The sequence below is a fragment of the Siccirubricoccus soli genome (assembly GCF_024178315.1).
Lineage (GTDB): Bacteria > Pseudomonadota > Alphaproteobacteria > Acetobacterales > Acetobacteraceae > Siccirubricoccus > Siccirubricoccus soli.
Genome location: NZ_JAMZIK010000051.1, coordinates 57,556 through 69,658, shown reverse-complemented (window position 1 = coordinate 69,658; position 12,103 = coordinate 57,556). Strand labels below are relative to the sequence as shown.

The window sequence follows — 12,103 nt, the reverse complement described above, 5'->3', positions numbered from 1 at the left end:
GAAACATAAGATCTAGAGCAGCTTATCTCCGACCTGGTGGATCACGGCGTCATCCATCAGGTCGGAGGCTGCTCTAGAGCAAACTCCGATCAGATGGAATCATCGGATCGGAGGTATTTGCTCGCTATAACCACAACCGAGAGCGGGCTCCGTGAGCCAGTGCGAACGGAAACCGCTCTAGGCGGGATCGGTAGGGCGACCCAGCGGGCGCCCGCCATTTGCACGCCCGCCCCGGCCCGGCGACGCAGCCGGGGCGAGCGTGCCGACAGCAATGCCGGCGCCCCGCGCGTTCAGTGTGGCGGGTGTCACCCCATGCGCATGGCTGCGCACTCCGAACCCCACGGGGCTCAGCGCCGGATTCGCAGAAGGTGATTCTCAACTGGCGCTGGCGGATGGGGTGGGATTCGAACCCACGATACGCTTTTGACGTATACGCACTTTCCAGGCGCGCGCCTTCGACCGCTCGGCCACCCATCCGTACCGCGCCGCCCGCTCTGGTCCAACGGGCGTGGGGCGCGGACCATAATCGGCCCGCCCCGTCCCGGCAACCGGGGGCGGCGCATTTTCAGGCCAGGGCGGAACCGTCTCGGCGATTGGCCGCCGCGTGGCGAATGTGCCGGCCAAAGCCGCCTCCGCCCGCGGAAGGCTGCGCGGCTGTCCCGGGGCTGCGCCTCAATCCCGGGCTTCGCGGCGCGCAGTCGCCACACCAGCTGCGCGCCATATCCGGCTCGGAACGTCAGGACGTTCCGAACCGAGTATCAGTCCTGGAAGATCGCCACCGCCCGGGTCCAGCCGGCGGAGCCCCGGTGCACCTTCACCGGGAAGCAGGCCACCATGAAGCCATCCGATGGCAGCGCTTCCAGATTGTGCAGCTTCTCGATGTGGCAGTAGCCGATCTCCCGGCCCGCGCGGTGGCCTTCCCAGATGATCCCGGGGTCGGCGCCTTCCGCCAAGCGCTGCTTCGTCACGCTGAAGGGCACGTCCCAGGACCAGGCATCGGTGCCGGTCACCCGCACCCCCTGTTCCAGCAGCCAGAGCGTCGCCGCCTTGCCCATGCCGCAGCCGGCATCGATGTAGTCGTCCTCGCCATACCGGCTGCCGGCGCGGGTGTTCACCACCACGATCTCGAGCGGCTGCAAGCTATGGCCGATCCGCGCCAGCTCCCGCTGTACATCCTCGGGCTGCACCGTGTAGCCATCCGGCAGGGCGCGGAAATCCAGCTTCACCCCGGGCTGGAAGCACCAGTCGAGCGGCACCTCGTCGATCCGCAGCGAGGGACGGCCGCCGGGCGTCAGCCGCTCATCCTGGCGGGGAAAGAAATGGTAGGGCGCATCCAGATGCGTGCCGGCATGGGTGGAGATCTGCACCTGCTCCCGCGCCGCGTAATTCCCCTCCGGCAGCTGGTCCAGGGAGATGCCGAAATACTCGGCGATGGGCGGCGCCGTCATCTTGTGGTCGTGGTAGTCGATCTTCGGCAGGGCCCAGGGCGGGTCGGATTTGATCCCGGCCTTGAGCGGCACGGAGATGTCGATGATGCGGCGCGGCATGGCGTTCCCCCTGATACTCGCCGCACGGTAGGTGCCACTCTCGGGGCGGGTCAAACCGGCCGGGCCGGGTCGCGCTCATCCGGCGCCGCCCGGGCCGTCGCGGCATACGGCGGGTGAGGGAAGGGCAGGGGCCGGCAATGCCGCCCGGCTGCGCTCACGCCTCGGCCATGCCCGGCCGACCGGATGTGCAGCCCGGCGCCTGCCCCGACCACGATCCGCACCGCCCGCCGCAGCGGGCACCGGCGGCCGGCTGTGGAGGCCCTCACTCCGGCTGGACCCGCAGGTCGCGCAGCACCGAGCCGAGGCTCCGATACTCCCTGGCCAGCAGCGCCGCGAATTCCGCCCGGCCGCGGTGGTCCACCACGATGCCGTACTGCGCCACCGCCCGCTGGAAGGGCGCCGAGCCGATGGCGGCGGCGCAGGCCGCCTCCAGCGCCGCCAGCACCGGCTCCGGCGTGCCGCGCGGGGCGATCAGCCCGGCATAGCTCATCTGCTCGGCGGCGATGCCCTGCTCCGGCAGCGTCGGCACCTCGGGGAAGTCCGGGTAGCGGCGGTCGGCGAAGGCGCCCACCAGCCGCAGCGCCCCGGCCCTGATCTGCGGCGTCGCATTGGCGATCAGCGTCGCCGAGAAATCCAGCCGTCCGGCCAGCAGCTCGGTCAGCGAGGCGCCGTCGCTGCGGAAGGCCACCGACTGATACTCTCCCCCGGCCGCCGCCTGCATCCGGTGGACGCCGAGCGCGGTCAGCGAAACCACCCCGGTCGCGCCATAGATCAGCTGCCGCTGCTTCGCCGCCGCGACGATGTCGGGCCCGGTCCGCCACGGGCTGTCCGCCCGCACCACGATGCCGAGCATGTTGGCGGAAATGTTGCAGACCGGCGCCACCGCCTCCGGCGAGAGCCCGGTATCCCGCACCAGATGCGGCTGCGAGGTCAGCGCCGTCATCGGCCCGACCATCAGGGTGTAGCCATCCGGTGGGCTGCCGGCGAGGGCGCGGGCCCCCACCACCCCCGCCGCGCCGTCCCGGTTCAGCACGGGGAAGGGCTTGCCGAAATGCGCCGCGAAGGCCTCGGCAATGGTGCGGGCCGTGGCGTCGGAGGCGGTGCCGGGACCGTAATTGTGGATGATGGTGACGGGCCGCTCGGGGTACTGTGCCGCCGCCGGCATGGCGGTGAGCAGCACAAGCCCCAGCGCCCAGGCATGCCGCCGCATCCCTCCCTCCCGCATTCTCGTTGCGGCCAGCCTAGCCCTGGGCCCGCGGCTGACAAAGCACCTTCCGGTGCCTATCTTTGCCGCCAATGAGGGAAGGAGACCCCCGATGCTCGACGCCATCGCCCGCCTGCCGCTGAAGGACCCCGACCTGTTCCGCCAGGCCAATTGCATCGGCGGGCAATGGGTGCAGGCGGATAGCGGCAAGACGCTCGAGGTCCGCAACCCCTCCACCGGGGAAGTGGTGGGCCGCGTCCCGGCCATGAGCGCCGTCGAGACCCGCCGCGCCATCGAGGCGGCGCACAAGGCGCAGGGGGCATGGCGCGCCATGCTGGCGAAGGACCGCGCCGCCATCCTGCGCAAGCTCTTCGACCTGATGATCGCGAATACCGACGACCTCGCCGCGATCATGACCGCCGAGCAGGGCAAGCCGCTGGCCGAGAGCAAGGGCGAGATCGCCTATGCGGCGAGCTTCATCGAGTGGTTCGCCGAGGAAGCCAAGCGCGTCTATGGCGACACCATTCCGCAGAACGCCAAGGGCCGGCGGATCATCGTCACGAAGGAGCCGATCGGCGTCTTCGCCGCCATCACGCCCTGGAACTTCCCCGCCGCGATGATCACCCGGAAGACCGGGCCGGGCTGGGCCGCGGGCTGCACCGGCGTCATCCGCCCCGCCTCGCAGACGCCCTTCTCGGCGCTGGCCATCGCCGTGCTGGCGGAGCGCGCGGGCATGCCGCCGGGCGTCTGCAACGTGATCACCGGCCCCTCTGGCGAGACGGGGAAGGAGCTGACCTCCAACCCGCTGGTCCGCAAGCTGACCTTCACCGGCTCCACCGAGGTGGGCCGGGTGCTGCTGCAGCAATGCGCGCCGACCATCAAGAAGACCTCGATGGAGCTCGGCGGCAACGCCCCCTTCATCGTCTTCGACGATGCCGATCTCGACGCCGCGGTGCAGGGCGCCATGGCCAGCAAGTACCGCAACACCGGCCAGACCTGCGTCTGCGCCAATCGCATCCTGGTGCAGGACGGCGTCTATGACGCCTTCGCCGCCAAGCTGAAGGCGGCGGTCGAGGCGCTGAAGGTGGGCGACGGCTTCGAATCCGGCGTGACGCAAGGCCCGCTCATCAACGCCGATGCGGTGGCGAAGGTGGAGGAGCATGTCGCCGACGCGCTGCAGCATGGCGCGAGCGTCGTCACCGGCGGCAAGCGCCACAGCCGCGGCGGCAATTTCTACGAGCCGACCATCCTGGCGAATGTCCCGCATGACGCGCTGATGTTCCGCGAGGAGACCTTCGGCCCGGTCGCGCCGCTGTTCCGCTTCAAGACGGAGGAGGAGGCGATCGCCCTGGCGAATGACACGCCCTTCGGCCTCGCCGCCTATTTCTACGCCCGCGATGTCGGCCGCATCTTCCGGGTGGCGGAGGCGCTGGAGACCGGCATGATCGGCATCAATGAGGGGCTGATCAGCACGGAAGTGGCGCCCTTCGGCGGGGTGAAGGAAAGCGGCCTTGGCCGCGAGGGCAGCCATTACGGCATCGAGGAGTATCTGGAGGTGAAGTACCTCGCCCTCGGCGGCATCGGCAGCTGAGGGCCGGGCGGCGCCGGTGCGGCCGGCGCCGCCGCCGCCACGGGAATTCAGTCGCCGGCCGGCAGGCGGGTCTCTAGGGTTCCGCAACCGCGAAACCCGACCGGAGGTCCGCATGCCCGCCCTGTTCCGCCCCGCCCCCCCTGGTCGTGCAGGGGCGTGCCGGCCATGACGCTCTACCTGGAAGACCTCACCCCGGGGCGGCGCTTCACCGCCGGGCCGGTGACGGTCACCGAGGCGGAGATCATCGAATTCGCCCGCCGCTACGACCCGCAGCCCTTCCACACCGACCCGGAGGCGGCGAAGTCCAGCTTCTTCGGCGGGCTGGCGGCCAGCGGCTGGCACACCGCGGCCATCACCATGTCCATGGTGGTGCAGGCGGCGGGGGACCTCGCCGGCGGCATCATCGGCGGCGGCGGGGAGCTGCAATGGCTGAAGCCGGTGCGGCCGGGCGACCAGCTGCGGCTGGAGATCGAGGTGCTGGAGGTGACGCCGAGCCGCTCCCGGCCCGACCGCGGCTCCGCCCTCATGCGCAACCGCACCCTGAACCAGGCGGGGGAGGAGGTGCAGGTCTTCACCGTCCGGCTGATCGTGCCGAAGCGGCCGGCCGGCTGAACCCGGCCCCTGGCAGGACGGGCCGGCAGCCATGCGGCCATCGCGGGTCGGCTTTTCCCGGGCGGCTGCGGAACGGAGCATGAAACCAGGGGGTCGCGGCACCTAATCACCCGGCATAGGAATTTGCCGGGAGCCGCCATGTCCGCCACCACCCTTGCCGGGCCGCAGCCGGTTCGGTCCGTCGCCATCAATACCGGTCCCGCGCTCGGCGCCGGCGCCCTGCTGCTGGGCGGCGCGCTGCTCATCGGCCAGGCGGTCAGCCCCCGGCAGGCGGCGCTCTACCTGCTCGGCGCGGCGCTCGGGCTGGTGCTCTACCATGCCGCCTTCGGCTTCACCTCGGCATGGCGGGTCTTCATCGCCGATCGCCGCGGCGCCGGGCTGCGGGCCCAGATGGTGATGCTGGCGGTGGCGGTGCTGCTGTTCTTCCCCGTCCTGGCGGCGGGCACGCTGTTCGGCCAGCCGGTGCAGGGGCTGGTGGCGCCGGTCGGGGTCTCGGTGGCGTTCGGCGCCTTCCTCTTCGGCATCGGCATGCAGCTCGGCGGCGGCTGCGCCTCGGGCACGCTCTACACCGTGGGCGGCGGCTCGGTCCGCATGCTGCTGACCCTGGCCGCCTTCATCGCCGGCTCGGCGCTGGGGGCGGCGCATCTGCACTGGTGGGCGGCGCTGCCGCACCTGCCGCCGGTCTCGCTGGTGCAGGCCTGGGGGGTGGGGCCGGCGCTGGCCGCCAACCTGGCCGCTTTCGCCGCCATCGCCGGCCTGAGCGTGGTGCTGGAACGCCGGCGCCACGGCCGGCTGGTGCGGCCGGAGGGTGCGCCGCGCGTGGGCCTGGCGCGGCTGCTGCGCGGCCCCTGGCCGCTGGTCGCCGGCGCGGTGGCGCTGGCGGTGCTGAACTTCGTCACCCTGGCGCTGGCCGGGCGGCCCTGGGGCATCACCTCGGCCTTCGCCCTCTGGGGCTCCAAGGCGGCGGCGCTGATCGGCTTCGACCCGGCGAGTTGGCCCTTCTGGCAGGCCCCGGCGCAGCGCGCGGCGCTGGAAGGCAGCGTGCTGGCCGATGTCACCTCGGTGATGGATGTCGGCATCATGTTCGGCGCGCTGCTGGCCGCGGCGCTCGCCGGACGCTTCGCGCCGCGCTGGGGCCTGCCGCTGCGCTCGGCGGTCGCGGCGGTGGTGGGCGGGCTGATGCTCGGCTACGGGGCGCGGCTGGCCTATGGCTGCAATATCGGCGCCTATTTCTCCGGTATCGCCTCCGGCAGCCTGCATGGCTGGGCCTGGATGGTCGCCGCCTTCTTCGGCAACCTGCTCGGCACCGGGCTGCGCCCCTGGTTCGGGCTGGAGGTGGAGCGGCTGCCGCGGCAGACGGGCTGCTGACGGCCAGGCGGCTTACCAATCCGCGCCGGCGGACGCATATACTCCGGAAAGGTCCGGCCCCGGCCGGCATGGTGGGGAAGGGCAGAGCATGGCCTATGATTTCGACCTCTTCGTCATCGGCGGCGGCTCCGCCGGCGTGCGCTGCGCCCGCATCGCCGCCGGCCATGGCGCCCGCGTCGGCGTGGCGGAGGAGCGCTTCTGGGGCGGCACCTGCGTCAATGTCGGCTGCGTGCCGAAGAAGCTGATGGTGAACGCCGCCGAATATGCCGGCTGGGCGGAGGAAGCCGCCGGCTTCGGCTGGGAGATGGAGGTGAAGGGCTTCTCGCTGGCGAAGCTTGCCGCCGCGCGGGATGCAGAGGTGCAGCGGCTCTCCGGCATCTATGGCCGGCTGCTCGGCAATGCCGGCGTCACCAGCTTCGATGCCCGCGCCACCTTCGTCGATGCCCATACGCTGGATGTCGGCGGCAAGCGCGTGACGGCAGAGAAGATCGTCATCGCCGTCGGCGGCCGGGCGGTGCGGCCGGAGATCCCGGGCGCCGAGCTCGGCATGCTCTCCGACGACGTCTTCACGCTGCAGGAGGTACCGAAGCGGCTGGTCGTCGTCGGCGCCGGCTATATCGCGCTGGAATTCGCCTGCGTCTTCCGCGCCCTCGGCGCGGAGGTGGACGTGGTCTACCGCGCCGACCTGCCGCTGCGCGGCTTCGACCAGGACATCCGCGAGGCGCTGAAGGACGCGCTGGAGGCCCAGGGCATCCGCCTGCATGCCGGCCAGGTGCCGGCGCGGCTGGACCGGCAGGGGGACCATCTGCGGCTCGCCCTGCTGGGCGGCGCGGTGCTGGAGGGCGAGGCGGTGCTCTTCGCGACGGGGCGGGAGCCGAACACGGCGGGGTTGAACCTCACGGCGGCGAAGGTGGAATGCACCGCGAAGGGCGCCATCGAGGTGGATGCGGAGCACCGCACCACCGCACCCAACATCTTCGCCATCGGCGACGTGACGGACCGGCTGAACCTGACGCCCATGGCGACGGCGGTGGGGCATGCGCTGGCGGATACCCTGTTCGGCAACAACCCGCGCCGGGCGAGCTACGAGAACGTCCCGACGGCCGTCTTCACCTCGCCGCCCATCGGCACGGTGGGGCTGACGGAGGCGGATGCGGCGGCGCGCGGGCCGGTGGACATCTACGTCACCCGCTTCACCCCGATGCGGCACACGCTGAGCAAGCGGGAAGGGCGGAAGACGCTGATGAAGCTGGTGGTCTGCCAGCGGACGCGGAAGGTGCTCGGCGCCCATATGCTGGGCGAGGATGCCGGCGAGATCATGCAGGGCATCGGCATCGCCGTGGCGGCGGGACTGACCAAGGAGGATTTCGACCGGACCATCGGCATCCACCCGACCGCGGCGGAGGAGTTCGTGACGATGCGGACCCGGACGCGGGTGGCGGGGGTGGAGGCCAAGGCGGCGGAGTAGGGGCTGCCGAGAGGGGCGGAGTTCGGACCCGGCGGTCAACCTGCCGACCCGAGGGATCCAAGGGCCCTTCGGCCCTTGGCGGGATGGAGTTTGAGGCAGGGCAAGGCCCTTCCTCGACACCGTGCCCCAGGGTTCCACCCCCCCTGTCCCTCCGCTATCATCCCCAGTTCCAAGGGAGATAAACGACTATGGTTGCGCGCGCCTGGCACCCGGGAAGCTGGAGGGGCCTGCCCATCAAGCAGGTGCCCGAATACCCGGACGCCGCCAAACTCGCCGAGGTGGAAGCCCGCCTCGCGAAATGGCCGCCCCTGGTCTTCGCCGGCGAGGCGCGGCGGCTGCAGGCGGCGCTGGCCAAGGCCGGCGCCGGCCAGGGCTTCGTCCTCCAGGGCGGCGATTGCGCCGAGAGCTTCGGCGACTTCACCGCCAACGTCATCCGCGACACCTTCCGGGTGCTGCTGCAGATGGCGGTGGTGCTGACCTTCGGCGGCGGCATCCCGGTGGTGAAGCTCGGCCGCATGGCGGGGCAGTTCGCCAAGCCGCGCAGCAGCGACAATGAGACGAAGGACGGCGTCACCCTGCCATCCTACCGGGGCGACATCATCAACGGCCCGGAATTCACGCCGGAGGCCCGCATCCCGGACCCGGCGCGGATGGAATTCGCCTATATGCAATCGGCCGGCACGCTGAATCTGCTGCGCGCCTTCGCCACGGGCGGCTATGCCGATCTGCATCAGGTGCATCGCTGGAATCTCGGCTTCGTCGAGCGCAGCCCGCTCGGCGACCGCTATCGCGACCTGGCGCACCGGATCGACGAGACCCTCTCCTTCATGCAGGCCTGCGGCATGTCCGACCTGCCGCAGGTGCGGGAGACGGAGTTCTACACCAGCCATGAGAGCCTGCTGCTGCCCTATGAGCAGGCGCTGACCCGTGTCGATTCCACCACCGGCGACCACTATGCCTGCTCCGCCCATTTCCTCTGGATCGGCGACCGCACGCGGCAGCCGGACGGGGCACATGTGGAATTCCTGCGCGGGGTGAAGAACCCGATCGGCATGAAGGTCGGGCCGAGCATGGACCCGGAGGAGCTGGTCCGCCTGACCGAGATCCTGAACCCGGCCAACACCATGGGCCGCCTCACGCTCATCACCCGCATGGGTGCCGACAAGCTGGAGGCGAAGCTGCCGCCGCTGCTGCGCGCGGTGCGGCGGGCCGGGCGCAACGTGGTCTGGATCAGCGACCCGATGCACGGCAACACCACCACCGTCGGCAGCTACAAGACGCGGCCCTTCGACGCGGTGCTGACCGAGGTGCGGCGCTTCTTCGACTGCCATGCGGCGGAAGGTACCTGGCCGGGCGGCGTGCATGTGGAGATGACGGGGCAGGAGGTGACGGAATGCCTCGGTGGCGCGCACCGCCTGACCGAGGCGGACCTCTCGCTGCGCTACCAGACCTTCTGCGATCCGCGGCTGAATGCGGAGCAGTCGCTGGAGCTCGCCTTCCTCATCGCGGCCGAGCTGAAGGCGCGGCGCACGCCGCTGCAGCCGGCCCAGGCAGCCCAGTAATGCCCGGGGAGCCGCCGGTGGAGGCCACCGACGGCGCCATCACGGCGCGGACGGATGCCTATTTCAACCGGACGCGTGCCATCGTGCAGCGCTTCGGGGATTGCCGCGTGACCTACGCGGTCTTCCTGCGGCGCCCGGTCGTCAGCGCCCCGCGGCTGATGCTGGATTGGCTGAAGAGCGTCGCCGCCGCCCGCGGCACGCAATTCGAGATCGAGCTGATGCATCCAGAGGGGACCTGGGTCGGCGCGGGCGACCCTATTCTCTACATTACCGGCTCCTTCATCGAGCTCTCGGACCTCGAGACGCTGTATCTGCAGAAGCTGGGGCCGCCCTGCGTCGCCGCGCACAACGCCTACCAGATGTGCCTGGAGCTGCCGGAGGTGGGGTTCCTGGCCATGGATGCGCGGCATTGTGCCGGCTTCGAGATGCAGAACATGATGGCCTATGCCGCCTCGGTCGGCGGGGCGGCGGCGAAAAGGGAAGGGGCCAAGGGCTTCATCGGCAACGCCACGGATGCCACGGCGCATTGGTTCGGCGCCTCGCACGGCTATGGCACCATGCCGCATGCGCTGATCGGCTATGCCGGCAGCACGCTGCGTGCCGCCGAGATGTTCCACGAGGCCTATCCGGACGAGCCGCTGACGGTGCTGGTGGACTATTTCGGACGGGAGGTGACGGACGGCATCGCCGTCTGCCAGCGCTTCCCGGAACTGGCGGCGGCCGGAAGGCTGGCGGTGCGGCTGGACACGCATGGCGGCCGCTTCCTCGAAGGGCTCGATCCCGCCGAGAGCTATGCCGTGCTGGAACGCCACGCGCCGGGCGCCATCCGCCGCTACCGCAGCGAGACGGAATTGCGCCACCTGGTCGGCACCGGTGTCTCCGCCGCCGCCATCTGGCGGATGCGGGAGGAGCTGGACAAGGCCGGCTTCCCGAAGGTCCGCATCGTCGCCTCCTCCGGCTTCGGCGTCGGCAAGTGCCGGGTGATGGCGGAAGCGCGCGCGCCGATCGACGTGGTCGGCACCGGCAGCTTCATCCCGGATAGCTGGTCCGAGACCTACGCCACCGCGGATATCGTCGCCTATGACGGCGTGCCGCGGGTGAAGCTGGGGCGGGAATTCCTGCTGCGGCGGAATGGCGAGCGGAAGAAGAACGGGGGGCATGGTTGAGGGGAGCTCTGCTCCCCTCAAACTCCCCGCGCCAAAGGCCGCAGGGCCTTTGGAAACCGTGAGTTCCTGCGCGTCCGGTTGAACCGGCCGACTCAGACCGGGGACCGGTCCGGTCCCCGGCAGGGCTGCAGGGGGCAGAGCCCCCTGCGTTCACTCCCCCGCCAGCTTCGCCGCCATGATCGGCGCTGCCAGCCGCATCATGCTGTTCACATCGCTGGTGCGCTCCAGCCCCAGCACCGCGTCGGCGAGTTGCGCCGCGCGCTCCGCGCCCAGCACCGCATCCACCAGCCCGTGGAACTTCGCACGCAGCTCGGCCTCGGTGAGGAAGTTCTCCGGCTCGCCCTTGGCCACCTTCACTAGCTTCACGAATTCCTGGCCGCGCGCCTTCACCGTCAGCTTGCCCGCCATATAGGTGGGGAACAGCGCCTGGATCTCCGGATCCTCCACGCAATTCACCTTGGGCAGCAGGGCCCGCACCTGCGGGTGCTGCAGATGCGCATAGCTGTCCCAGCCCATATGGCCGAAGACCAGGCCGCAGCTCACCACGAAGGGCCCGCTGAACTGGCCGTCCACCACGTTCTGCGGGTTCTGCTTGTAGGCCAGCGGGGCGCCGACCAGCAGCATGCCCTTGTTGGGCAGGCCCATGGTGACGCTCTCGATCTCCTCCGGCTTCAGGCCGAGTTCGGCGCGCAGCGCGATGGCGGCGTCGATGCCGGCATGGCCGTAGCGGCAGGAGGGGTAGGGCTTCACCGCCGTCTGCATCAGCTCGAACTCGGTGCCGAGGCCCTGCAGCGCCCGCTCCGGCTTCGGGTTTGGCGCATAGGCGCGCAGGAAGCCGGCCTTGCCCTCGAAGGCCTCGGCGGCGCCGCGGAAGCCCTCGCGCGCCAGCGTCGCGGCGGCCAGGCCGTTCATCGCGCTCCACCCCACCTGGAAGCGCTTGGTCCAGGCGCCGTTGGCCAGGAATTGCAGGGAGCCCGCGGCCTGGGACAGGGCGATGCCGAAGGCGTCCTGCATCGCCTTCCCGTCCAGCCCGCAGACCCGCCCCGCCGCCGCCGCCGCGCCGAAGGCGCCGCAGGTCGCGGTCGGGTGGTAGCCGCGGTCGTAATGGTCGCCGCCCGGCAGGGCGAGGGCGAGGCGGCAGGTCGTCTCATAGCCGGCGACGATGGCGGAGAGCACGGTGCGGCCATCGGCGCCGACCATCTCGGCCGCCGCCAGGGCGGCGGGGATCACCGGGGCGCCCGGGTGCAGCGTGCCGGCCGCATGGGTGTCGTCGAAATCCAGCGAATGGGCGAGGGCACCGTTCAGCATCGCGGCGCCGGCCGGCGTGTAGCGGGCGGAATCGCCCAGCACGGCGGAGCCGCCGGCGGCGAGGCCGAGGGCGCGGGCCATGCTCAGCAGGGCGGGGGTGCTCTCCGCATCGTGCCGGCCGCGCACGATGTTGCCGACCAGGTCCAGCACCAGGAACCGCGTCCGTTCCTTCACCTCGGCGGGCAGGTTGGCGAAGTCGAGGCTGGCGCAGTAGCGGGCAAGCTCGGCGGTGACGGCGGCCATGGGTTTCCTCCTCGGATCCTGGCGGAGTCTAGCC

General features: G+C 70.9%; 9 protein-coding genes and 1 tRNA gene. 6 read left to right on the top strand and 4 right to left on the bottom strand.

Going from position 1 to position 12,103, the window contains the following annotated elements:
- Positions 1-386 precede the first annotated feature (386 nt).
- The 3 genes from NJ376_RS08810 to NJ376_RS08800 form a co-directional block, all read right to left on the bottom strand.
- A tRNA-Ser gene (locus tag NJ376_RS08810) sits at positions 387-477 on the bottom strand.
- Between the two features lie 281 nt (positions 478-758).
- Positions 759-1,547, bottom strand: a complete 789-nt coding sequence (locus NJ376_RS08805; protein WP_252952869.1) for a cyclase family protein — start codon at positions 1,545-1,547, stop codon at positions 759-761.
- A gap of 262 nt (positions 1,548-1,809) precedes the next feature.
- Positions 1,810-2,757, bottom strand: a complete 948-nt coding sequence (locus NJ376_RS08800) for a Bug family tripartite tricarboxylate transporter substrate binding protein (protein WP_252952868.1) — start codon at positions 2,755-2,757, stop codon at positions 1,810-1,812.
- A 106-nt stretch (positions 2,758-2,863) separates the two neighbouring features.
- On the opposite strand from NJ376_RS08800, the gene NJ376_RS08795 reads away from it, so the two are divergent.
- The 6 genes from NJ376_RS08795 (at position 2,864) to NJ376_RS08770 (ending at position 10,518) form a co-directional block, all read left to right on the top strand.
- Entirely contained in the window at positions 2,864-4,342 is a 1,479-nt protein-coding gene (locus NJ376_RS08795) for an NAD-dependent succinate-semialdehyde dehydrogenase (RefSeq protein ID WP_252952867.1), read from the top strand.
- Positions 4,343-4,507: 165 nt separating this feature from the next.
- Entirely contained in the window at positions 4,508-4,954 is a 447-nt protein-coding gene (locus NJ376_RS08790; RefSeq protein WP_252952866.1) for a MaoC family dehydratase, read from the top strand.
- Positions 4,955-5,092: 138 nt separating this feature from the next.
- A complete protein-coding gene (locus NJ376_RS08785; RefSeq protein ID WP_252952865.1) occupies positions 5,093-6,322 on the top strand; it encodes a YeeE/YedE family protein in 1,230 nt (409 codons plus the stop codon).
- 88 nt (positions 6,323-6,410) lie between these two features.
- Positions 6,411-7,790 carry a glutathione-disulfide reductase gene (gorA, locus tag NJ376_RS08780; protein ID WP_252952864.1) on the top strand — a complete coding sequence of 460 codons (1,380 nt, stop codon included), beginning with the start codon at positions 6,411-6,413 and terminating at the stop codon, positions 7,788-7,790.
- Positions 7,791-7,978: 188 nt separating this feature from the next.
- A complete protein-coding gene (locus NJ376_RS08775; protein ID WP_252952863.1) occupies positions 7,979-9,352 on the top strand; it encodes a class II 3-deoxy-7-phosphoheptulonate synthase in 1,374 nt (457 codons plus the stop codon).
- Positions 9,352-10,518 carry a beta/alpha barrel domain-containing protein gene (locus tag NJ376_RS08770; RefSeq protein WP_252952862.1) on the top strand — a complete coding sequence of 389 codons (1,167 nt, stop codon included), beginning with the start codon at positions 9,352-9,354 and terminating at the stop codon, positions 10,516-10,518. Before NJ376_RS08775 ends, NJ376_RS08770 begins: the two co-directional genes overlap by 1 nt.
- 150 nt (positions 10,519-10,668) lie before the next feature.
- Here NJ376_RS08770 and NJ376_RS08765 read toward each other — a convergent pair whose 3' ends face one another.
- Complete coding sequence (locus NJ376_RS08765) at positions 10,669-12,069, bottom strand: MmgE/PrpD family protein (protein ID WP_252952861.1); 1,401 nt, start codon at positions 12,067-12,069, stop codon at positions 10,669-10,671.
- Between the last annotated feature and the right edge of the window lie 34 nt (positions 12,070-12,103).